General features: G+C 65.2%; 21 protein-coding genes. 16 read left to right on the top strand and 5 right to left on the bottom strand.

Features of this window, described 5'->3' with window-relative positions; all coding sequences use genetic code 11:
- Nucleotides 1-59: 59 nt before the first annotated feature.
- The 5 genes from AC56KL_RS20245 to AC56KL_RS20225 all read left to right on the top strand — a co-directional run bounded on the left by AC56KL_RS20245 (nucleotide 60) and on the right by AC56KL_RS20225 (nucleotide 3,331).
- Nucleotides 60-398, top strand: a complete 339-nt coding sequence (locus tag AC56KL_RS20245; RefSeq protein ID WP_497181974.1) for a hypothetical protein — start codon at nucleotides 60-62, stop codon at nucleotides 396-398.
- A gap of 1 nt (nucleotide 399) precedes the next feature.
- Nucleotides 400-768 (top strand): glyoxalase superfamily protein, encoded by a 369-nt coding sequence (locus AC56KL_RS20240; protein WP_497181973.1) that lies wholly within the window; start codon nucleotides 400-402, stop codon nucleotides 766-768.
- 121 nt (nucleotides 769-889) lie between these two features.
- A complete protein-coding gene (locus AC56KL_RS20235; RefSeq protein WP_497181972.1) occupies nucleotides 890-1,345 on the top strand; it encodes a MarR family winged helix-turn-helix transcriptional regulator in 456 nt (151 codons plus the stop codon).
- A gap of 105 nt (nucleotides 1,346-1,450) precedes the next feature.
- On the top strand, nucleotides 1,451-2,245 hold the full coding sequence (locus tag AC56KL_RS20230; RefSeq protein ID WP_497181971.1) for an alpha/beta fold hydrolase: 795 nt from the start codon (nucleotides 1,451-1,453) through the stop codon (nucleotides 2,243-2,245).
- A 72-nt stretch (nucleotides 2,246-2,317) separates the two neighbouring features.
- Nucleotides 2,318-3,331, top strand: coding sequence for an alpha/beta hydrolase (locus tag AC56KL_RS20225; RefSeq protein ID WP_497181970.1), 1,014 nt, complete (start codon nucleotides 2,318-2,320; stop codon nucleotides 3,329-3,331).
- Between the two features lie 254 nt (nucleotides 3,332-3,585).
- Here AC56KL_RS20225 and recG read toward each other — a convergent pair whose 3' ends face one another.
- Nucleotides 3,586-5,649, bottom strand: coding sequence for an ATP-dependent DNA helicase RecG (gene recG / locus AC56KL_RS20220; protein ID WP_497181969.1), 2,064 nt, complete (start codon nucleotides 5,647-5,649; stop codon nucleotides 3,586-3,588).
- A 105-nt stretch (nucleotides 5,650-5,754) separates the two neighbouring features.
- Between recG and queA the strand changes: the two genes are divergently transcribed.
- The 5 genes from queA to secF all read left to right on the top strand — a co-directional run bounded on the left by queA (nucleotide 5,755) and on the right by secF (nucleotide 11,521).
- Complete coding sequence (gene queA / locus AC56KL_RS20215) at nucleotides 5,755-6,786, top strand: tRNA preQ1(34) S-adenosylmethionine ribosyltransferase-isomerase QueA (protein WP_497181968.1); 1,032 nt, start codon at nucleotides 5,755-5,757, stop codon at nucleotides 6,784-6,786.
- Between the two features lie 29 nt (nucleotides 6,787-6,815).
- Nucleotides 6,816-7,955, top strand: a complete 1,140-nt coding sequence (tgt, locus tag AC56KL_RS20210; RefSeq protein ID WP_497181967.1) for a tRNA guanosine(34) transglycosylase Tgt — start codon at nucleotides 6,816-6,818, stop codon at nucleotides 7,953-7,955.
- A gap of 248 nt (nucleotides 7,956-8,203) precedes the next feature.
- Nucleotides 8,204-8,536: a preprotein translocase subunit YajC gene (gene yajC / locus AC56KL_RS20205; RefSeq protein ID WP_497181966.1), complete on the top strand. Its 333-nt coding sequence runs from the start codon at nucleotides 8,204-8,206 to the stop codon at nucleotides 8,534-8,536.
- 70 nt (nucleotides 8,537-8,606) lie between these two features.
- Nucleotides 8,607-10,496, top strand: coding sequence for a protein translocase subunit SecD (secD, locus tag AC56KL_RS20200; RefSeq protein WP_497181965.1), 1,890 nt, complete (start codon nucleotides 8,607-8,609; stop codon nucleotides 10,494-10,496).
- Nucleotides 10,497-10,498: 2 nt separating this feature from the next.
- Nucleotides 10,499-11,521 (top strand): protein translocase subunit SecF, encoded by a 1,023-nt coding sequence (secF, locus tag AC56KL_RS20195; protein ID WP_497181964.1) that lies wholly within the window; start codon nucleotides 10,499-10,501, stop codon nucleotides 11,519-11,521.
- A 219-nt stretch (nucleotides 11,522-11,740) separates the two neighbouring features.
- On the opposite strand, the gene AC56KL_RS20190 is transcribed toward secF, so the two are convergent.
- The 4 genes from AC56KL_RS20190 to AC56KL_RS20175 form a co-directional block, all read right to left on the bottom strand.
- The gene (locus AC56KL_RS20190; RefSeq protein WP_497181963.1) at nucleotides 11,741-13,177 is read right to left on the bottom strand and encodes an FAD-binding oxidoreductase; all 1,437 of its coding nucleotides are present in this window, start codon (nucleotides 13,175-13,177) and stop codon (nucleotides 11,741-11,743) included.
- Nucleotides 13,178-13,565: 388 nt separating this feature from the next.
- On the bottom strand, nucleotides 13,566-14,399 hold the full coding sequence (locus AC56KL_RS20185; protein WP_497181962.1) for an HDOD domain-containing protein: 834 nt from the start codon (nucleotides 14,397-14,399) through the stop codon (nucleotides 13,566-13,568).
- Between the two features lie 80 nt (nucleotides 14,400-14,479).
- On the bottom strand, nucleotides 14,480-14,761 hold the full coding sequence (locus AC56KL_RS20180; RefSeq protein ID WP_497181961.1) for a hypothetical protein: 282 nt from the start codon (nucleotides 14,759-14,761) through the stop codon (nucleotides 14,480-14,482).
- 14 nt (nucleotides 14,762-14,775) lie between these two features.
- On the bottom strand, nucleotides 14,776-15,225 hold the full coding sequence (locus AC56KL_RS20175; protein ID WP_497181960.1) for a MarR family winged helix-turn-helix transcriptional regulator: 450 nt from the start codon (nucleotides 15,223-15,225) through the stop codon (nucleotides 14,776-14,778).
- Nucleotides 15,226-15,380: 155 nt separating this feature from the next.
- On the opposite strand from AC56KL_RS20175, the gene AC56KL_RS20170 reads away from it, so the two are divergent.
- The 6 genes from AC56KL_RS20170 (at nucleotide 15,381) to astB (ending at nucleotide 22,728) form a co-directional block, all read left to right on the top strand.
- Nucleotides 15,381-16,322, top strand: a complete 942-nt coding sequence (locus tag AC56KL_RS20170) for a GlxA family transcriptional regulator (RefSeq protein ID WP_497181959.1) — start codon at nucleotides 15,381-15,383, stop codon at nucleotides 16,320-16,322.
- Nucleotides 16,323-16,480: 158 nt separating this feature from the next.
- The gene (locus AC56KL_RS20165) at nucleotides 16,481-17,722 is read left to right on the top strand and encodes an acetylornithine/succinyldiaminopimelate transaminase (protein WP_497181958.1); all 1,242 of its coding nucleotides are present in this window, start codon (nucleotides 16,481-16,483) and stop codon (nucleotides 17,720-17,722) included.
- A gap of 82 nt (nucleotides 17,723-17,804) precedes the next feature.
- Entirely contained in the window at nucleotides 17,805-18,833 is a 1,029-nt protein-coding gene (locus AC56KL_RS20160) for an arginine N-succinyltransferase (protein ID WP_497181957.1), read from the top strand.
- Nucleotides 18,834-18,844: 11 nt separating this feature from the next.
- Nucleotides 18,845-19,897 (top strand): arginine N-succinyltransferase, encoded by a 1,053-nt coding sequence (astA, locus tag AC56KL_RS20155; RefSeq protein WP_497181956.1) that lies wholly within the window; start codon nucleotides 18,845-18,847, stop codon nucleotides 19,895-19,897.
- Nucleotides 19,890-21,371: a succinylglutamate-semialdehyde dehydrogenase gene (gene astD, locus AC56KL_RS20150; RefSeq protein WP_497181955.1), complete on the top strand. Its 1,482-nt coding sequence runs from the start codon at nucleotides 19,890-19,892 to the stop codon at nucleotides 21,369-21,371. The genes astA and astD overlap by 8 nt, the downstream gene beginning before the upstream one ends.
- 13 nt (nucleotides 21,372-21,384) lie before the next feature.
- Nucleotides 21,385-22,728: an N-succinylarginine dihydrolase gene (astB, locus tag AC56KL_RS20145; protein ID WP_497181954.1), complete on the top strand. Its 1,344-nt coding sequence runs from the start codon at nucleotides 21,385-21,387 to the stop codon at nucleotides 22,726-22,728.
- Nucleotides 22,729-22,827: the final 99 nt, after the last annotated feature.

The following is a 22,827-nucleotide window of genomic DNA, read 5'->3' as shown; positions in this document are numbered from 1 at the left end:
CAAGGGCGGACGCTGTGCGAATACTGGGACGCTATTGACCACCCTCACAGCGAGTCCCTATGCACATCCTTCGATCCTTCATCCTGGCCGCCGGCCTGCTTTCCCCTGCCGCCGCCTGGGCCGATCCGGTCCCGGCCGACAAGATGGCGTATGTCGGCAGCTGGCAGGGGAAGGACATGCAGCTGTCGCTGTCGAAAGACGGCAAGGTCAAGTACAAGCGCGACCAGCCGAGCAAGAAGCTCGACCTCAGCCTGGACCTGCTGGGCTTCAATGGCAACAATTTCGACGTCGGCTTCAGCCTGGTGCGCTCCACCTTCGTGGTCAGCAAGCCGCCGCACCGCGCAAGCGGCAAGTGGAAGATGACCGTCGACGGCGTCGAGCTGACCCGCGACGAGTGACATGGCGCTGCATTCGATTACACCCATCCTGCGGATCTTCGACGAAGCGAAGGCCCGCGAATTCTACGTCGGCTTCCTCGGCTTCCGGGTCGACTGGGAGCACCGTTTCGAGCCCGGCCTGCCCTTGTACCTGCAGGTCGCGCGCGACGGCTGCATCCTGCACCTGAGCGAGCACCACGGCGACTGCTGCCCTGGCGCGGCGATGCGTATCGAAGTGGGGGATATCGATGCCTACCATGCAGAGCTGACAGCGAAGAATTACGGCTATGCCCGCCCCGGCGTCGACGATACGCCCTGGGGTTCGCGCGAGATGTCGGTGAAGGACCCGTTCGGGAACCGGTTGACCTTCACCAGCGCGACCAGTACCTGATCAGGCAGCGGGATGCAAATATCTATCTGATTGTCACGCGGGGGGCATCCGGCAGGATAGAGTGAAAAATAGGTCAAAAAATAGCATGCAATTTAATAGCGAACTATCTAAACTGTTTTACATGGACAGCAAACAAAACCCGGCAAGCTCCACACCCCTGCTCGATGAGCAGTTGTGCTTCTCGCTGTATGCGACTTCACTGGCGATGAGCAAGGTGTACCGCAAGCTGCTGAAGAAGATGGGTGTCACCTACTCGCAATACCTGGTGCTGATCGTGTTGTGGGAACAGGACGAGCAAATGGTGTCGGGCATCGGTGAACGGCTGCAGCTTGACTCTGCGACCCTGACGCCGCTGCTCAAGCGCATGGAACAGGCAGAACTGGTCAGGCGCGAACGTGCAGCCGGCGACGAACGCCAGGTGATCGTTTCCCTGACCGGGCATGGCAGTGGATTGCGCAAGGAAGCAGCGGCGTTTCAACCGCAGCTCCTGTGCGCCACCGGATGCGCGCTGCCGGATGTCGTGGCGCTCAAGCAGCAGCTCGACGCACTGCGCAGCAACCTGGCGAAGAATTCGTAACACGGCAGTAAGAAGCAAGGATAGGCCGGGCCCATTGTGCCCGCACTGTCAAACTAAATAAGTAGTGTGCTATTTAATCGCAAACAACCAATGAAAGGATACACCATGAAAGCCATCACCAACATCGCCCTTGCCCTGTCGATCACCGCCGCTGCCGCTGCCGCGGTTCCGGCACTGGCTGCTCCCCCGACGAGCGTCAAGCCGACCGTCATCCTCGTGCACGGCGCCTTCGCCGACGCGACCAGCTGGAACGGCGTCGCCACCAGGCTGCGCGCCGATGGCTACACGGTGATCGGCGCGGCCAATCCTCTCCGCAGCGTGAAGGGCGATGCCAGCTCGGTGGCCAACATCGTCAAGAGCGTCAAAGGGCCGGTGGTGCTGGTGGGTCACTCCTACGGCGGCGCCGTCATCTCGGCGGCGGCGAACGGCCAGCCGAACGTCAAGGGCCTGGTGTACGTGGCCGCCTTTGCGCCGGAACAGGGCGAAACCGCACTCGAACTGTCCGGACGATTCCCGGGCGGCACCCTCGGCAGCGCGCTGGCCGAGCCGGTGGACATGGCCGACGGCGGCAAGGACTTCTACATCCGGCAGGACAAGTTCCACCAACAGTTCGCAGCCGACCTGCCGAAGGCACAGGCCGAGCTGATGGCCGTCGCGCAGCGCCCGATTGCCGAAGCTGCCCTGACCGAAGCGGCCGGCGTCCCGGCCTGGAAGACGCTGCCGTCGTACTTCATCTACGGCACTGGCGACAAGAACATTCCGGCCGCGGCACTGGGTTTCATGGCCGAGCGCGCAAAGTCGGTCAAAACCGTCGCGGTGCCGGGGGCGTCCCACGTGGTGATGACTTCGCACCCCGCGGCCGTCGCCCGCCTGATCGAAGAAGCGGCCCAGGCGAAGTAAGCCATCACCCAAGCGTCTCTGTCATCCCGACAAATAAGTAGTGCACGATCTAATAACCCGCAAAGGAAAACCATGAACACCGCCAAAACCCTCCTCGCCGCCGCCCTGTTCGCCATCAGCGCCACTCAGGCCGGCGCCGCCAGCCTGCCGGGCGTCGAACGCCAGACCGCCGGCTTCTTGAAAGCGATCGAAGGCGGCAAGCCGATCGAGAAGATGAGTCCGCAGGAAGCCCGCGCCGTCCTGGTGGGCGCGCAAGCGGGGGCGAAAGCGAAACTGGCCCCGGCCGAGGTGAGCGAAAAAACCGTCACCCTGGATGGCAAGCCGGTCACGCTGACCATCGTGCGCCCGGTCGGCGCCAAGGGAACCCTGCCGGCTTTCATGTACTTCCACGGCGGCGGCTGGGTGCTGGGCGACTACCCGACCCATGAGCGCCTGGTGCGCGACCTGGTGGCCGGGTCGGGGGCGGTGGCGGTGTTCGTCAACTACACGCCTTCGCCGGAAGCCGGCTACGGCGTAGCAATCCGCGAAGCCTACGCCGCAACGCGCTGGGTAGCCGAGCATGGTGCGCAGATCGGGGTGGACGGCAAGCGCCTCGCCGTGGCGGGCAACAGCGTGGGCGGCAATATGGCTGCTGTGGTCAGCCTGATGGCGAAAGAGAAGGGCGCTCCGGCCCTGCGTTCCCAAGTCCTGCTGTGGCCGGTCACCGATGCCAACTTCGACAATGCTTCGTACAAGGAATTCGCCAACGGACACTTCCTGACGCGCGACATGATGACCTGGTTCTGGGACAACTACACCCGTGATGCCGCCGCACGCCGCGAGATCCATGCCTCGCCCCTGCAGGCATCCACGTCGCAACTGAAGGGCCTGCCCCCGGCGCTGATCCAGACCGCCGAGTTCGACGTGTTACGCGACGAAGGCGAAGCCTATGCCCGCAAGCTCGATGCAGCCGGCGTCGAAGTCAAGTCGGTGCGCTACAACGGCATGATCCACGATTTCGGCCTGCTCAACGCCCTGAGCGAGGTTCCGGCCGTGCGCAGCGCCCTCCAGCAGGCTTCGCAGGAATTGAAGCAGCGCCTGCAATAAGAACCTATCCCAGCAGGGAGGAGTAAGTTGATGGTGACATGCGCGTCTGCGATGCATGGCAAGCGGGTGCAAGGCGCGAGGACGCCGCATGGCGAGCCATGCAAGGACGAGGTAGCATGGCATGGGGTGCCATGCTACACGGCGTCCGCTTGTCAGGCGCGCCAGCAACGACTCATTCCCTACTGGGATAGGTTCTAAGCACATAAAGGCCTGGCGCCCCGCCCCAGACTCCGGCGGGGCGCAGCCGCATCGGCTCAGACCTTCAGGAACTCTTCCCGTCCGCCCAGCCAGCGCGTCAGGTGGGCATCGATGACCGCCATGTACTCCGGCCGGTCGCCGTTATCCAGCAGATACTGCGCCACGTCGCGCGCCTTATCCACGATCCACTGGTCGGCTTCCAGGTCGGCGAAGCGCAGCATCGCCTCGCCCGACTGGCGCGCACCCAGGAATTCGCCGGGGCCGCGGATCTCCAGGTCGCGCCGCGCGATCTCGAAACCGTCGGTGGTTTCGCGCATCGTCAGCAGGCGCTGCTTGGCCACCTGGCCCAAGGGGCTTTGATACAGAAGCAGGCACACGCTCGCCGCCGAGCCCCGGCCCACGCGGCCGCGCAGCTGGTGCAGTTGCGACAGGCCGAAGCGCTCGGCATGCTCGATCACCATCAGCGAGGCGTTCGGCACGTCGACGCCGACCTCGATCACGGTGGTGGCCACCAGCACGTGGATCTCGCCCGCGATGAAGGCGTCCATGATGGTCTGTTTTTCGGCCGGTTTCAGGCGCCCGTGCACCAGCCCCACCTGCAGGTCGGGCAGGGCCTCGGCCAGGGTCTCGTAGGTTTCGGTCGCGGTCTGCAGCTGCAGCACCTCGGATTCCTCGATCAGCGGGCAGACCCAGTACACTTGCCGGCCCTCCTGCGCCGCGGCGTGCACCCGCTCGATCACCTCGTCGCGCCGGTTCTGGTCGATGGCGCGGGTGACGATCGGGCTGCGCCCCGGCGGCAGTTCGTCGATGACCGACACTTCCAGGTCGGCGTAATACGTCATGGCCAGGGTGCGCGGGATCGGCGTGGCCGACATCATGAGCTGGTGCGGCACCAGGCCGTCGCTGCCCTTGTTGCGCAGCGTGAGGCGCTGGCCGACGCCGAAGCGGTGCTGCTCGTCGACGATGACGAGGCCCAGGCGCGCGAACTGCACCGTATCCTGGATGAGGGCGTGGGTGCCGATCACCAGCTTCGCTTCGCCTGATTCGATCAGCTCCTTGGCCGCATCCTTTTCCTTCTTTTTCAGGCTGCCGGTCAGCCAGGCCACCTTCACGCCGAGCGGCTCCATCCAGGCGGCGATCTTGCGGAAGTGCTGCTCGGCCAGGATCTCGGTGGGCGCCATCAGCGCCGCCTGGTAGCCGCTGTCGATGGCCTGGGCCGCGGCCAGCGCCGACACCACAGTCTTGCCGCTGCCGACGTCGCCCTGCAGCAGGCGCTGCATCGGATACGCTTCGCGCAGGTCGGCGCCGATTTCCTTCACCACGCGCTGCTGGGCGCCGGTGAGCCGGAAGGGCAGGGCGGAAAGAAAAGCGGCGGACAGCTCGCCTACGGCGTGCAGCTGCGGCGCGCCTTTCTCGCGGCGGGCACGCTGCGCCCGCTTCAAGGAAAGCTGCTGGGCCAGCAGCTCGTCGAACTTCATGCGGGTCCAGGCCGGATGCGAGCGTTCGGTCAATGCGTATTCGTCCACGTCCGCCGGCGGGTAGTGCAGCAGGCGCACCGAGGGCTCGAAATCCCATAGCTGGAGGCGGGAGAGGAAAGCGTTGGGCAGGGTGTCGCGCCAGTCCACCCGCTTCATGGCGTCGCCGATCGCGCGCCGCATCACGGTCTGCGACAGGCCTTCGCCGGCCGGATACACCGGCGTGAGCGAACTCGGCAGGGGAGCGCCCTCGTTGATCACCTTATAGGTGGGATGGACCATCTCGGCCCCGAAGAAGCCGTGTTTCAGTTCACCGCGCGCGCGCACCCTCACGCCTTCGGACAATTGCTTGACCTGGCTGCCGTAGAAATTCATGAAGCGCAGCTGCAGGTCGCCGGTCTCGTCGGCAATCTGCACCAGCAGCTGGCGCCGCGGCTTGTAGGTGATTTCGTTCTTGACCACGACGCCTTCGACCTGCCAGGTCTGCAGGCCGCGCATGGCGGCCTCACGGATCGTGACCACCTTGGTCTCGTCCTCGTAGCGCATCGGCAGGTGCAGCACCAGGTCCATGTCGGTGCGCAGGCCCAGCCGGGCGAGCCTGGATTCGATGGTTTTTGGGGCGGATAGGGTCTTGGTGGCGGGCATATTGCGGCAATTCGGGCTTTGCTGGCGTAAAATAGAGGGTTCGCCGCACGCGCTGCAGCCTCTATTGTAAGGCTGACAGCCTTTATTTTCCCAGAATTCAAAACAATGTACTCGCTCTCCGATTTCGATTTCGACCTGCCGCCAGAGCGGATCGCGCAACTTCCGCTGCCTGACCGGAGCGCCTCGCGCCTGCTGCAGCTCGATGGCGACCTGATCACCGACCGGCGCTTCGCCGACATCGTCGACCAGCTGCAGCCGGGCGACCTGCTGGTGATGAACAATACGCGCGTGCTCAAGGCGCGCTTCTTCGGCGTCAAGGAAACCGGCGGCCAGGTGGAAGTGCTGGTCGAGCGCGTGCTGGACAAGCGCACCGTGCTGGCCCAGGTGCGCGCCTCGAAGTCGCCCAAGCCGGGCAACCGCATCCGCCTGGCCGACGCTTTCGACGTCACCACCGGGGAGCGCGCCGGCGAGTTCTTCACGCTGCACTTTCCGGAGGAGGGCGGCGACGTGTTCGAGCTGATCGAGGCCCACGGCCGCCTGCCGCTGCCGCCCTACATCGAGCACAACGCGGACGAGTTCGACGAGCAGCGCTACCAGACCGTGTATTCGAAAGAGCCGGGCGCCGTCGCTGCACCGACCGCCGGCCTGCACTTCGACCAGGAGCTGCTCGACCGCCTGGCCGAAAAAGGGATCAAACTGGCCTACGTGACCCTGCACGTGGGCGCCGGCACCTTCCAGCCGGTGCGCGTCGAAAACCTCACCGAGCACAAGATGCACTCCGAGTGGTACACCGTTCCCCCGGAGACGGTGGAGGCGGTGCGCGCGGCGAAGGCGCTCGGGCGCGAGGTGGTGGCGGTCGGCACCACCAGCCTGCGGGCGCTGGAATCGGCCTCGCAATCGGGTGCGCTGAAGGCCGGCAGCGACGACACGGCGCTGTTCATCACGCCGGGCTATACCTTCAAGACGGTCACTCGCCTGGTCACCAATTTCCACCTGCCGAAGTCGACGCTCATGATGCTGGTGTCGGCTTTTGCCGGCTACCACGAGATCCGCAAGGCCTACCAGCACGCGATCGCCAACGATTACCGCTTCTTCAGCTATGGCGACGCCATGCTGCTGACCACACGTTTTTGCTAAGTGCATGCGATAAAGGCACCTCAAAGAATATGCTCGAATTTACCCTCCTTAAAAAAGACACCAGCGGCCTGTCGCATGCGCGCCGCGGCCGCCTGAAGCTCAACCACGGCACCATCGAAACCCCGATCTTCATGCCGGTCGGGACCTACGGCTCGGTCAAGGCGATGGACCCGATCGAGCTGAAGGAAGTAGGCTCGCAGATCATCCTGGGCAACACCTTCCACCTGTGGCTGCGCCCGGGCACGGCGGTACTGGACAAATTCGGCGGCCTGCACAAGTTCATGGGCTGGGACGGCCCGATCCTCACCGACTCCGGCGGCTTCCAGGTGTTCTCGCTGGGCGCGATGCGCAAGATCACGGAAGAGGGCGTGAAGTTCGCCTCGCCGATCGACGGCTCGCGCCAGTTCCTGTCGCCCGAAGTCTCGATGCAGATCCAGCGCTCGCTGAACTCGGACATCGTGATGCAGTTCGACGAGTGCACCCCCTACGAGATCGATGGCCGTCCGGCGACGAGCGAGGAAGCGGCCAAGTCGATGCGCATGTCGCTGCGCTGGGCCCAGCGCTCGATGAACGAATTCAATCGCGGCGAGAACCCGAATGCGCTATTCGGCATCGTCCAGGGCGGCATGTACGAGAGCTTGCGCGACGAGTCGCTGGCCGGCCTCGAGGATATCAATTTCCCGGGCCTGGCGATCGGCGGCCTGTCGGTGGGCGAGCCGAAGGAAGACATGCAGCGCATCCTGGCCCACGTCGGCCCGCGCCTGCCTGAGAACAAGCCGCACTACCTGATGGGCGTCGGTACGCCGGAAGACCTGGTCGAGGGCGTGGCCAACGGCGTCGACATGTTCGACTGCGTGATGCCGACCCGGAACGCCCGCAACGGCTGGCTGTTCACGCGCTTCGGCGACGTCAAGATCAAGAACGCGCGCTACAAGGACGACATGGCGCCGCTGGACGAAAGCTGCGATTGCTATTGCTGCAAGAACTTCTCGCGCGCCTACCTGCACCACCTGCACCGCTCGAACGAGATCCTGGGCGCGCGCCTGAACACGATCCACAACCTGCATTTCTACCTGAAGATCATGCAGGAGATGCGGGATGCGATCGATGCGGACAAGTTCAACGAGTTCCGGATCCGGTTCCGGGCTGAGCGCTCGCGTGGAATTTGACGTAGGGTGGGCGGGTCTCCCGCCCACGCGGTGATAGTTATGGCATGCATCGCGAAGACGCGCCGGCTGTTTGAACGCGCGGACGGCGAAGCCGTCCACCCTCCGATTGCATTAAATTTCCTGCAACATCTTGCAATCTGGAATTGCAAACCTACATAGCCTCAGATTGTCCCCGGCCCCCCTGCCGGTGCTAGAATACACCGCTTATTTTTTAATCCTTACTGTCTATCTTTAACAACGGAGTCCTTGTGTTCATTTCCAACGCGTATGCGCAAACCACGGCCGCAGCCGATCCTGGCCTGATGGGTAGCATGACCACGTTCCTGCCGCTGATCCTGATGTTCGTGGTGATGTACTTCCTCATGATCCGTCCGCAGCAGAAGCGCCAGCGCGAATTGAAAGCGATGATGGACGCACTGACCAAGGGCGACGAAGTGGCGACCGCCGGCGGCATCCTGGGCCGCGTGATCAAGGTGGCCGACACCTATGTGACGCTGGAAATCTCGGCCGGCACCGAAATCGTGGTCCAGAAGAACGCAGTGGTGACGCTGCTGCCGAAAGGCACCCTGAAGGCACTGTAATCCGGTCAGCACCACCAGCGGCCCAACTGAAAAAGGGCCGCATCGTGCCACCATTGAACGCTGGAACACTATGAATCGCTATCCCGTCTGGAAATATCTATTGATCGCCGTCGCGCTCCTGCTGGGCGCGCTGTTCACGGCACCTAATTACTTCGGCGAATCGCCGGCACTGCAGGTTACTACCGGTAAAACGACGGTCAATATCACCAGCGCCACCGTCGGCCTGGTCGAGGATGCGCTCAAGCGCAACGGTATTCCGGCCGACGGGGTTGCGCTCGAAGGCAGCGGCAACAGCACCTCGGTGCGGGCACGTTTCAACAGCACCGACGCCCAGTTCAAGGCCAAGCTGGCGCTCGAGCGCGACTTGAACGGCAACAAGGACAATCCCGATTACATCGTCACGGTCGGCCTGGTGAAGAACACCCCGGCCTGGATGGAATCGCTCGGCGCCAAGCCCATGAACCTGGGCCTGGACCTGCGCGGCGGCGTGCACTTCCTGCTGCAGATCGACAGCAAGGCCGTGCTCGACACCAGGGTGAAGGGCCTGCAGGCCAGCATACGCAGCCAGCTGCGCGACGCCAACATCCGTCACGCCGGCATCGAACGCGTCGGCAACAGCATCGAAGTGCGTTTCCGCGACGACGCCACCCGTACCGCGGCCCGTAATGCGCTGGCCAAGCAGTCCCAGGACCTGGCTTTCGCCGAAACTGCCGACGGCACCGAGCTGAAGCTGGTCGTCAACATGAAGCCGGAGGCGCTGCGCCGCACGGTGGAAGAGGGCGTGAAGCAGAACATCTCCACCCTGTCCAAGCGCATCAACGAACTGGGCACCACCGAACCGCTGATCCAGCAGCAGGGCGCCGACCGCATCATCGTCCAGCTGCCGGGCGTGCAGGACGTGGCGCGCGCCAAGGACATCATCGGCCGCACCGCCACCCTGGAGCTGCGCATGGTCGACTCGACCGTCACCCCGGGTACCGAAACGACCGCCGCCATCCCGCTGAACTCGGAACTGTTCACCGAGGGGCGCGGCGGCCCGGTCGTGGTGTCGAAGGACATCATCCTGACTGGCGACTACATCTCCAGCGCCGTCGCCAGTTTCGATTCGAACCAGCAGCCGGCCGTTTCTATCGACCTGAACGGCGACGGCGGCCGCCGCATGCGCATGGCCACCCGCGACAACGTCGGCAAGCGGCTGGCGGTGCTGCTGAAGGAAAAAGGCGTGTACAGCGTGCCGACGGCGCCGGTCATCAACCAGGAGCTGGGTTCGACCTTCCAGATCACCGGCATCGGCAGCATCGAAGACGCCAACGAGCTGGCCCTGCTGCTGCGCTCGGGCGCGCTGTCGGCGCCGATGGAATTCATCGAAGAGCGCGTGATCGGCCCGCAGCTGGGCGCGGAGAACATCGAACGCGGCCTCAAGTCCACCCTCTGGGGCTTCGTGGCGATCGCGGTCTTCATGGTGCTCTACTACCATCTGGTGGGCTTCGTCAGCGCCATTGCGCTGGCCGCCAACGTGCTGTTCCTGCTGGCGCTGTTGTCGATGATGCAGGTTACCCTGACCCTGCCGGGTATCGCGGCAATCGCGCTCACCCTCGGTATGGCGATCGACGCCAACGTGCTGATCAACGAGCGCATCCGCGAGGAATTGCGCGCGGGCGCAACGCCGCAGGTGGCGATCAACGCCGGCTTCAAGCACGCCTGGGACACGATTTTCGACTCCAACGTCACCGCCCTGATCGTCGGACTGGCGCTGCTGATCTTCGGTTCCGGTCCGGTGCGCGGCTTCGCCGTGGTGCACTGCCTTGGCATCCTGACCTCGATGTTCTCGGCCGTGTTCGTGGCCCGTGGCCTGATCAACCTCTGGTATGGCCGCAAGAAGAAACTGACGGGCATCTCGATCGGCACGGTCTGGAAAGAAGGCTTCACGCCTAACAAGCAAAACGCACCTCAGGAATAACCATGGAATTTTTCAAGATCAAACGGGATATCCCGTTCATGCGTCACGCCGTGATCCTCAATGTGATCTCGGCGCTGACCTTCCTGGCAGCGGTGTTCTTCCTGGTGACCAAGGGCCTGCATTACTCGGTGGAGTTCACCGGCGGCACCGTGATGGAACTGCATTACCCGCACGCGGCCGACCAGGAAAAGATTCGCACGACGCTGCGCGGCATCGGCTACGAGGCCCCTGAAGTGACCGGTTTCGGCACCGCCCAGAGCGTGCTGCTGCGCCTGCCGATCATCGAAGGGCAGGCTGCGGCCGGCGCCTCGACCCGCGTCTTCAATGCGGTCTGCGCCTCGGAGCAGGGCTTGCCGAAGGTCACGCAGGTCACGACCGACAAAGGCCAGACGGTCAACCGCACCAGCTGCGTGACCGCGGCCGGCCAGGAAGCGGTGAGCCTGCAGCGTGTGGAATTCGTCGGCCCGGCGGTTGGCGAAGAACTGCAGCAGAACGGCCTGAACGCACTGGTCATGGTGATCATCGGCGTGGTCGCCTACCTGGCGATCCGCTTCGAGTGGAAGTTTGCCGTCTCGGCGATCATCGCCAACCTGCACGACGTGGTCATCATCCTCGGCTTCTTCGCCTTTTTCCAGTGGGAGTTCTCGCTGACGGTGCTGGCGGCGATCCTGGCGGTGCTGGGTTACTCGGTCAACGAATCGGTCGTCATCTTCGACCGGATCCGCGAGATGTTCCGCAAGCAGCGCAAGATGAGCGTGGAGGAAGTGATGGACCACGCGATCACCAGCACCATCTCGCGCACCATCATCACCCACGGCTCGACCCAGATCATGGTGCTGTCGATGCTGCTGTTCGGCGGCCACGCGCTGCACTACTTCGCACTGGCGCTGACCATCGGCATCTGCTTCGGCATCTATTCGTCGGTGTTCGTCGCCGCCGCATTGGCCATGTGGCTGGGCGTGAAGCGCGAAGACCTGATCAAGCCGGTGAAGGAAAAGGACGAGCACGACGGCGCCGTGGTCTAAGTCCCGGCCCTCGCCAGGCACATGCCGCCCCGGTTCGCCGCGGCGGCATTTTTACATTTGATCAAAGGTGTGTGACAAGTTAACTGTTTATGTGCGGTAACGCACGGAAGTTCTGAAACGGTTTCCCTATAGTGGACCTGTCTCTTTCAGGACATCCCTAGTTTTGGACTTCACCCGCTCCCCAACCGGAGCGGGTTTTTTTTGCGTCGACGGCGGGGTTCATAAGTACTTTTCCCACAGTGCGTTGGAAAACCTGCCTGCCGGGTCGACGCTGCGCTTGAGCTTGCGCAAATTGTCCGCCTCCGGATAGGCGCGGTCGAATTGCTCCCGGCTGGCGTGAAGCTGGTAAGGCAGGTAGTAGCGTCCGCCGAACGCGAGCGCGGTGTCGATCATCGCGCGGGTCCAGTCGCCGGCCGCGCGCCTGGCCGCCGCATGGGTCCGCTGCTTGTAGTAGACGACGAAGGAAAACACCTCTTCCTTGGCCCAGGGCAGCAGGGCGGTCCGGTCGGCCGGCGAGTGGCGCACCGACACGTTCAGCACTTCTGCATCGTGCTTGCGGATGACGGCCGCCATCGCGCGGGCGTAGGCGGCGAAGTGCCGCACAGGGATGAAATATTCCTGCAGGACGTAGGTCGACAGCGCGCGCGTGCGCGGTTCCAGTTCCGCGACGTCGAGGCTGGCTTCATGGTTACGCCAGGTGACGGCTGGCCGCGCCAGCAGCAGCGGGTGGACCAGCTTCCTGCGCAGCAGGTCGCCGCGCGGCAGTTCGGTCATTGCGAACAGCAGGTTCTGGTTCAGGCTGTAGGACTGGCCGCGCGGCACCAGCCTGGCGGGCTCGGTCAGGGCTTTCGTGGTCCTGTGCCAGGACACCGCCACCGGCGCGTTGAACAGCGGCGGCAGCAGGTCGGCATTGTGGAAAATGCAGTCGCCGCGTGCGAGTACGCGCTGGAAGCAGGCCGGATAGTCATCGAGCGCCATCTCCTCGACGACCCGCTCGATGCGGGTGTTCTCCGCCAGATCGAGCTCCACTTCGGTGATCACCCCGACCGCCCCGTAGCCGCCCGCGGCGGCGTGGAACAGGTCCGCATGGCGGGTGCGGCTCGCTTCCACGATCGCGCCGTCCGCCAGTACGAGCTGCAAGGCCCGCACCGAGTTCACCACCGGCCCGTTGCCGACGTAGCGGCCATGGGCATTCACGGAGACCGCGCCGCCCACGGTGAAATTCGAAAAGCTCTGCATCGTGTGTACGGCCAGGCCGAGCGGGTCGAGCGCATCCTGCAGGTCGCGCCAGCGCATGCCGGCCTGGACCCGCGCCAGCTTCGCGTGGACGTCCAGCCGCAGCAGCCGGTTCATGCTGCGCATGTCCAGGTGCAGCCCGCCGCGGATGGCGACCTGGCCGCCCATGCTGTAGCGGCCGCCGCCCACCGCGATCTTCCCCGGCCAGTCGCGCAGTGCCTGCGCCACTTCCTGCGTCGACAGCGGCGCCACTACGCGGGCGACTTCGACCGGATACAGGCCGGTAAGGTTGGGAATGACGATGCCGGGTGCGGCGAAGGCACGGGGCGTGGACAGGGCCACGAGGCCGGCCCCGGCCATGGCCTGGACGAGGAAGCGGCGGCGCGACGGATGCAAGGTCTGGCTGGAAAGATGTGTCATGTGCGCACCTGTTCAGGAATGAAGACTGAATCTTCCGGCAACATCAGCTTGCCGCGGAAGCGATCCTTAAACGGTAGCGCGCCACAATACCCAGCGTATCGCGTCAACGCGTCAAAGTAGGTGGATTAAGTGAATCAGCGCACGGAAATCGCCGAGGTGGACGATGTATAGTGAAACCGTCTCTTTCAGGACATCCCTAGTTTTGGACTTCACCCGCTCCCCAACCGGAGCGGGTTTTTTTTTCGCCCGGCAGGAAAGCGACGGTCTGTGTGAATCAGCGCACGGAAGCGGTCTCGTGCGAGGCTTATAGTAAAAGCGTCTCTTTCAGGACATCCCTAGTTTTGGACTTTGCCCGCTCCCTCGAGCGGGCATTTTTTTGCCAAAGGGCTTACAGGAGGGCGGAAGTTAGACTCTTGACTTCCTCACTCGACTCGGCCAGCACCTGGGCCAGGGTGCCTGCGCCGACCGTGAAGTCGATCGTGGCGGCGGATTCGAGCGTGGTGGCGCCAGCGCGCTCGCGCAGTGGGGACGGGAAGGGCGCCAGGTCCTTGGCCAGCAGCAGGGTGTCGCCCAAGGTTTCCGGCGGCAGGGCGCGCATGCCGTTCCACAGCGCCTCGATGGCGCCCATCACCGGCACCGGCACGCCCAGCTTGAGCAATACGCCGCGGCCGATCGCCACTTCGCCGTGCTCGATCCATTCCTCGGCGCCGCCGTCGAGCAGGCCCGGGAACTCTTCGGCGCGCGACAGCAGGTAGAAGCCGCCGACCTCGTGCACGATGCCGGCGAACATCGCCGTCTCCGGATCGACGAAGGACACGCGGCGCGCGATCACCTGGGCCAGTGCGGCCACATGCGCCGAGTGGACCCACAAGGCATCGGCCCTGGTGCGCAGGGCGGGGTCGGCGATCTCGCCGGCCAGCTGGCGCACGATGACCGAGGCGGCCAGGGCGCCCAGCGTACGGAAACCGACCCGCTGCACGGCGGCCCGGACATTGGTCACGTCGTGGCCGGAGCGGTTGTAGGCCACCGAATTCGCAATCGCCACGGTGCGCGCGGCGAGCAGGGGTTCGGCCTGCACCAGGCGCGCCGCCATGTCGGTATGGCAGTCGGGTTCGCCCAGGGCGCGCTGCAGCTTCAGCGTCGCGGCGACCTTGGTCGGAAAGCTGAGGTCGCCACGGCTTGCCTGGGCGCCGATGCTCTTGAGGGCAGAGAGTCGGTCCATCGAAAAATTATACCCCCCATCGCATTGCTCGGCCCAGTAAAATTGCCTTACGGCACTATTTCTGTTGCCAAAGCGAGAGATCAGGGCTCGCCGAAGATGGCGTCGCAGCCTTCCTTCTGCTCTTCGAGATCCTGCAGTTCGTCGACCAGGCCGAGGTCGAGCAGCTCTTCGCTCGCATTCATGAAGCTGTTGAGCTTGGTGGCGCCAATGAGGCGGTAGATCTCGCCCGCTTCGTTGCGCACGCCGATCAGCATGGCTTCCTGCTTGACCTCTTCCAACGGTGCGACATCCAGCAGGATATTGCCGATGATGTGTTTGTCGAAGTGGGCAGGCTTTTTGCCGTCGATCAGGGATGTTTTCAAGGCAATTCCTTTGTTTATGGTGAGTGAGGAGGGGGGATGCCGGCGGCGATCTGGTCGCGCAGCCTGCGCAGCACGCTTTCCAGGGCATCGAAGTCGGCCTCGCCATAGTGGGCGAACAGTTGCTTGCCGTGTGCTACTACCTTGGGAAACACATCGGCGAATACCGCATCGCCTGCCGGCGTGAGGCGCACGAAAAACGAGCGCTTGTCGTCGCTGCTGCGCTCGCGCAGCACCAGGCCCTTCTGTTCCAGGCGTTCGATCACACCTGTCAGTGTGCCTTTGGTGATCAGGGTGCGCTCGCCGAGCTCCTTGTAGCTCATGCCCGGCGTATTGCCCAATGTGGCAATGATATCGAACTGCGCATGCGTCAAGCCGTGCTGGCGCACGGACTCGCCGGAAAAACGCTCGAAGCCTTGCATGCACTCGGCCAGCAGCCGGACGCTCTTTAAATATCGTTCCCCCATGGGCCAGGATTATAGCTGGCCGGCGCAGGTTTGCCGCCAGTGGCATGTGTGGAGGTGGTCCGGTTCTTCCAATCGCTTCTTCCAGTATGATAGCGGGCGACGCGACCTGCCGGGCTCCATGCCCGCTTCCCGAATGACACCGCCCATCCGTACCGATGCAGCCTGCTGACCTGTCCCAACTGGCACAGGAAAGGCCGCTGCGCGTGCTGCTCGTGAACGCGGGCGAGCCGGACATGCTCACCTGGTCCGGCCTGGTGCAGCCGCTGCGCCTGGCGGCCAAGCTGCTCGGTCCCGAGCTGCTGCACGTGGACGTACGCAGTCCCGACAAATTCGCCGCCGACGCCATGCGCCACTGGCACCTGGTGCTGCTGGTGGCCGACGAGGCCGAGGCAGCCCTGAAGCCGGCCAACTGCCGCGCCCTGGTCGAGCGCTGCCGCGCGGCGCCGTTCTGGGGCGGGGTCGGCGCCGGGGTGCTGTGGCTGGCCGACGCCGGCGCCCTGCACGGCGTGCGCACCGCGCTGCCCTGGGCGCTGTACCCGGATACCAATGCGCTGGCCGAGCAGGCGCTGTTCACCCCCAACCTGTACGAATTCGACCGCAACCGCCTCACCTGCTGCGGCGGCGCGGCCAGCATCGATTTCGCCCTGACCCTGGTCGAGATGCTGTTTGGCGCGGCGCTGCAGGCCCAGGTGAAGGAAATCCTGTGCATCGACCGCGTGCGCGGCAAGGACGAGCGCCAGCGGGTGGCGCTGCAGGCCAGGTTCGGCGCCCTGCAGCCGAAGCTGACCGAGGCCGTGGCCCTGATGGAAGCGAATATCGAAGAGCCGCTCTCCACCGACGAAATCGCCGGCCTGGCCGGCATTTCGCGCCGCCAGCTGGAGCGCCTGTTCAAGCAATACCTGGGCAGCCTGCCCTCGCGCTACTACCTCGAACTGCGCCTGCAACGGGCGCGCAAACTGCTGCTCGAAACCAATTATTCGATCGTCCAGGTGGGGCTGATGTGCGGCTTTTCGTCGGGCTCGCATTTCTCGACGGCCTTCGGGGCGCTGTTCGGAAATACACCGCGGGAGGAGCGGCAGCGCAAGCTGGCACAGTGATGCCCGGACCTGTTTGGTAGTTACGCAATATTTCCCCGACTAAAAACGAAAATCCCTGTCGCAGTTCTGCAAGAACTTGCCAGGGTGGCTTCCTATAATGGCTCTACTCTGTGCGGCACTGGGTCCGCGCACAACCGTCTCTAGATGAGGAAGAAGCCATGAACGCAAACCTTGACTCCGGTGTCACCACGCGGCCTGTCACCCGGCAGACCTTCGACGAAGTCCTCGTCCCCACCTACGCCCCGGCCGCCATGGTGCCGGTGCGCGCCGCGGGCCTGGATTTGTGGGACCAGGAAGGCAAGCGTTACCTCGACTTCACCTCGGGCATCGCCGTGTCGAGCCTGGGCCACTGCAACCCGCAACTGGTCGCCGCCTTGACCGAACAGCTGGGCAAGGTCTGGCACCTCGGCAATGGCTACACCAACGAGCCGGTGCTGCGCCTGGGCCTGGCCCTGACCGAAGCCACCTTTGCCGATCGCGCCTTCTTCTGCAACTCCGGCGCCGAAGCCAACGAAGCGGCCCTGAAGCTGGCGCGTAAGTATGCGCACACCAAGTTCGGCCCGCACAAGTCGCGCATCGTGTCCTTCCTGTCGTCCTTCCACGGCCGTACCCTGTTCACCGTCTCGGTGGGCGGCCAGCCGAAGTACACCGAAGGCTTCGAGCCGCTGCCGCAGGAAATCAATCATATTCCGTACAACGACATCGACGCGGCGCGCGCCGCCATCCTGGATGACGTTGCCGCCGTGATCGTCGAGCCGATCCAGGGCGAAGGCGGCGTGATCCCGGGCGACCGCGCGTTCCTGAAGGCGCTGCGCGAACTGTGCGACCAGACCGGCGCGCTGCTGGTGTTCGACGAAGTGCAGTCGGGCGTCGGCCGCACCGGCGCCTTCTACGCCTACATGGACACCGGCGTAACTCCGGACATCCTGACCTCGGCCAAGGCGCTGGGCAACGGCTATCCGATCGGCGCCATGCTGACCACCGACGAGATCGGCCAGCACTTCAATGTCGGCTCGCACGGCACCACCTACGGCGGCAACCCGCTGGCGGCCACCGTCGGCCTGAAGGTGGTCGAGACCATCAGCAACCCAAGCTTCCTGGCGCGCGTCAAGGAAGCCAGCGGCAAGATCTTCGCCAACCTCGAAAAGCTGTCGGGCGAGTTCCCGCAGGTGTTCGGCAAGCCGCGCGGCCAGGGCTTGCTCATCGGCCTGCCGATGGCGGCCGACTTCAAGGGCCGCTCCAAGGACTACACCAAGCTCTGCGAAAAGCTCGGCCTGATGCTCCTGATCGCCGGTCCGGACGTAGTGCGCCTGGCGCCTGCCCTGGTCGTGTCGGACGAGCAGATCGCGGAAGCCGACCGCCTGATGCGCGAGGCCGTGCAGGCCTTCATCGCGGGCTGATTTCGCGCCTGCCACCGGCCGGCCAGCCCTCCCCGGGCATGGCCGGCCTCGCCGTTTGAATTGACCCATCTTGGGAGTACGCATGTATGTAGTTCGTCCGGTAGAACGCGCGGATATCGGCGCCCTCGAGGCGATGGCCGCGGTGTCGATCCCCGGTGTGCACACGCTGCCGCGCACGCGCGAAGCCATCGTCGCGGCGGTCGAGCGTTCGATCGCCTCGTTCGCCGCCCACGTCGATATTCCAAGCGAAGAGTCGTACCAGTTCGTGCTGGAAGACCTGCGCACGCGCGAAGTGGTCGGCACCTCGTCGATCCACGCCTCGGCCGGCTCGAACGGCACCTATTTCGCGTTCCGCAACGACGTGATCCAGCAGGTGTCGCGCGACCTGAACATCAGCCACAGCGTGCACGCGCTGACCCTGTGTTCGGAACTGACCGCCTACTCGCACCTGTCGGGCTTCTACATCCGCAACCGCGACAGCGCAGGTAGCGAAGCCGCGCTGCTGTCGCGTGCGCGTCTGCTGTACGCCGTGCTGGCGCCGCAGCGCTTCGGCGACCGCTTCTTCGTGCCGCTGGCCGGCGTCACCGATGGCGAAGGCCAGTCGCCGTTCTGGAATGCGCTGGGCCGCAAGTTCTTCAAGATGGACTTCCTCGACGCCGAGCGCGTCATCGACGGCGCCCGCAACCGCACCCTGATCGTCGAGCTGATGCCGCACTATCCGGTCTACGTGCCGCTGCTGCCGGGCGACGCCCAGGCCGCGCTCGGCCAGATCCACCCGAGCGGCCAGCTGGCCTTCAACCTGCTCACGCAGGAAGGCTTCGAGGCCGACGAGTACATCGACATCTTCGATGGCGGCCCGATCCTGCAGGCCCACAAGAATGCCCTGCGCTCCTTCTGCGCCTCGCAGTTGCGCCAGGTCGAGAACGCCGGCCGCGCGGCCGGCGCCGATGAATTCGTCACCTATGCGGTGGCCAGCAGCGAGCAGAACTTCCGCGCCGTCATCACCGCCTGCCCGCCGGCGGAATCCGGCCAGGCGATCTGCCTGTCGCGCGACGCCCAGCAGGCGCTCGGCGTGTCGCCCGGCGACAGCGTCACCTGCGTGCGCATCTGAGAGAGGAACCGATGCTCGTAATCCGTGCAGTGAAAACCGAGGACCTGGACGCGCTGATCGACATGGCGCGCCAGGCCGGCAGCGGCATGACCACGCTCAAGCCCGACCGCAAGATGCTGGGCGACCGCGTCGCCACTGCGGTGGCCTCGTTCAACGAAACCATCCCGCCCGAGCAGCGCGACTACATGTTCGTGCTCGAGCAAACCGCGCAGTCTGGTGGGCCCGGCAGCATCGCCGGCGTGTGCGCGATCAAGGGCGCGGTCGGGCTCACCGAGCCCTTCTACAACTACCGCATCGGCACCCTGGTGCACTGCAGCCGCGAGCTGAACGTGTTCACGCGGATGGAGACCCTGTACCTGTCGAACGACCTGACCGGCTCGTCCGAACTGTGCTCGTTGTTCCTGCTGCCACAGTTCCGCGCCGGCTTCAACGGCAAGTGGCTGTCGAAAAGCCGCTTCCTGTTCATCGCCCAGTTCCAGCAGCTGTTCACCGAGAAGATCATCGCCGAGATGCGCGGGTACCAGGACGAGAACGGCGTCTCGCCCTTCTACGAAGGCCTGGGCCGCCACTTCTTCAAGATGGACTTCGACCACGTCGACGGCCTCACCGCGATCGGCAAGAAGTCCTTCATCGCCGAGCTGATGCCGCGCCAGCCGCTGTACGTGGACTACCTGCCGGAATCGGCGCGCGAAGTGATCGGCAAGGTGCATACTTCGACCCTGCCGGCGAAGAAGCTGCTGGAAAACGAGGGCATGCACTACGAAGGCTACGTCGATATTTTCGACGCCGGCCCGGTGCTGCAGGGCCGCGTGTCCGAGCTGCGCGCGGTGCGCGACAGCGTGCTGGCGACCGCCGTGGAAGGGCCGCACGACGAGCTCGAGCACACCGAACACCTCCTGGTGTCGAACACGAAGCTCACCGATTTCCGCATGATCGTGACCCGCGCCGTTCCCGGCGCCACGCGTGTCGCGCTGTCCGCGCAAGAACTGTCGCAGCTGCACGTGCAGGCCGGCGATGCAGTGCGCACGCTGCCCCTCAATACAAGGAAGAACGCGAATGCCTGATCTCTCGAACTATATCGGCGGCGAGTGGCTCGCCGGCAGCGGCCCGGAACTGGCCACCATCGACCCGTCGACCGGGCGCCAGACCTGGACCAGCAAGGCCTCCACCGTTGACGACGTGGCGCGCGCCGCTGCGGCCGCCCGCAATGCCTTCGAATCCTGGGCGCTCACGCCGCTGGACGAGCGCATCGCCGTCTGCACGCGTTTCCGCGACCTGCTGAAGGAGCACAGCGAGGAGCTCGCCGCGATCATCGCCGAGGAAGTGGGCAAGCCGCTGTGGGAAGCGCGCACCGAGGTGGCGACCATGGCCAACAAGATCGACATCTCGGCGCAGTCGTATGGCGCGCGCACCGGCGAAACGGCCGCCAAGGTAGCCGACGGCAACGCCGTGCTGCGCCACCGCCCGCACGGCGTGTTTGCCGTCTACGGCCCGTATAACTTCCCCGGCCACCTGCCGAACGGCCACATCGTGCCGGCCCTGATCGCCGGGAACACCGTGGTGTTCAAGCCGAGCGAATATGCGCCGCGCGCCGCCGTGAAGACCGTGCAGCTGTGGGAACAGGCCGGCCTGCCCAAGGGCGTGCTGAACCTGGTCAACGGCGGCCGCGACACCGGCGTGGCGCTCGGCCAGCACGGGGACATCGACGGCATCCTGTTCACCGGCAGCAGCCAGACCGGCATGGCCCTGCACAAGCAGTTCGGCGGCAGGCCGGGCAAGATGCTGGCGCTGGAAATGGGCGGCAACAACCCGCTGGTGGTGTGGGACATCCCGCTTGACGCCAAGCTGCTGGACGCCGCCGTGCACCACACCGTGATGTCGGCCTTCATCTCGGCCGGCCAGCGCTGCACCTGCGCGCGCCGCCTGGTGATCCAGGACTCGCCGCAGGCCCAGGCATTCCTTGACCGTTTGGTCGAGATCGCAGCATCGCTGCAACCCGGCCCGTCGAAGGCCGATCCGCAGCCCTTCATGGGGCCTGTGGTATCGAGCGCCGTCGCCGCCCGCCTGGTGCAGGCGCAGGCCGACATGGAGGCCAAGGGCGGCAAGGTGCTGCTGCAAATGAAGCAGCTCGACCCGAACGCCGGTTTCGTCACCGCCGGCATCGTCGACACCACCGATGCGCAGGGCATCCCGGACGAAGAGTGGTTCGGCCCGCTTCTGCAGGTGATCCGCGTGAAGGATTTCGACGCGGCCCTGCGCGTCGCCAACGCCACCGAGTACGGCCTGGCCGCGGCCCTGCTGTCGCCCTCCGAGGCGCTGTGGAAGCGCTTCTCGGTGCGCGCCAGGGCCGGCATCGTCAACTGGAACCGCCCGACCACCGGCGCGGCCAGCTCGGCCCCGTTCGGCGGCGTCGGCAAATCGGGCAACCACCGCCCGAGCGCCTATTACGCCGCCGATTATTGCGCCTACCCGGTCGCCTCGATCGAGACGGCGGAACTCGACATGCCGGCGAAGCTGTCGCCGGGGCTCAGCTTCTAAGGCTTACTACACCATGCGTATCGCTCGCGAATACAACTTCGACGGCCTGGTCGGCCCATCCCATAACTACGCCGGACTCTCGTTCGGCAACGTCGCCTCGTTCAGCAATGTGAGGAGCGCCTCGAACCCGCGCCAGGCCGCCCTGCAGGGCCTGGCCAAGATGCGCGCGCTCGGCATGCGCGGCTTCGCCCAGGCCGTGATGCCGCCGCAGGCACGCCCGAACTTCCGCCTGCTGCGCCGCATCGGCTTTTCCGGCACCGACGCCGACGTGCTGGCGCGCGCCTTCCGCGATGCGCCCGTGATCCTGGCCTGCGCCTATTCGGCGGCGCCGATGTGGACTGCCAATGCGGCCACCGTCAGCCCATCGGGCGATACGCTGGACGGACGCGTGCACTTTACCCCGGCGAACCTGAACAACAAATTGCACCGCTCGGAAGAGTACGTGCAGGCCACCCGCACCCTGCGCGCGATCTTCCAGGATTCCAGCCGCTTCGTGGTGCACGACGCGCTGCCGCCGGTGCCGGCCTTCGGCGACGAAGGCGCCGCCAACCACACCCGCTTTGCCAGCGCCCACGGCGCCGCCGGCGTGGAATTCTTCGTGTATGGCCGCGCCGAGTTCGACCCGTCCGCCCCAAGCCCGAAGAAGTACCCGGCGCGCCAGACCCTGGAAGCCTCGCAGGCGGTCGCACGCCTGCACGGCCTGGACCCGGCGCGCACCGTATTCGCCTCGCAGAATCCCGACGTGATCGACCAGGGCGTGTTCCACAACGACGTGATCGCGGTCGGCAACGGCAACGTGCTGTTCTACCATGAAGAAGCGTTCGCGGACGAAGCCGTCACGCTGGACGCGCTGCGCCGCGCGCTGGCCGGCGTCGATGCCGAGCTGGCGCCGGTGCGCGTGGCCGGCGCCCAGGTGCCGGTGGCCGACGCCGTGGCCAGCTACCTGTTCAACAGCCAGCTGCTCACCAAGCCGGACGGCCGCATGGCCCTGGTGGTGCCGCACGAATGCCGCGAGAACGAGGCGGTCTCGCGCTACCTGGCCGGCATGGTCGCGAGCGGCGGCCCGATCGACGAGCTGCTCGAATTCGACCTGCGCCAGAGCATGCGCAATGGCGGCGGCCCGGCCTGCCTGCGCCTGCGGGTAGCCCTGACCGACGAGGAAGCGGCGGCCCTGCACGGCAACGTGATCATGACCGAAGCGCTGTATGCGCAGCTGGTCGCCTGGGTCGAGAAGTACTACCGCGACCGGGTCGAGCCGAAGGACCTGGCCGACCCGCAGCTGGCGATCGAATGCGCCGCGGCGCTCGAGGAACTGGAACGCATCCTCGGCCTGCCGGGCCTGTACGACCTGTCGTAAAAATGGGCGGGAAGGCCGCAGCGCACGGGTGACCGGGCCGATGCGGCATGTTCTAATAGCGGATTGGCGCGCCCCGGTTCAAGGCGCGCACGGAATTCG

This window comes from Telluria sp. ZB4P34 (assembly GCF_059686055.1).
This window is presented reverse-complemented; position numbering and strand designations above follow the sequence as displayed.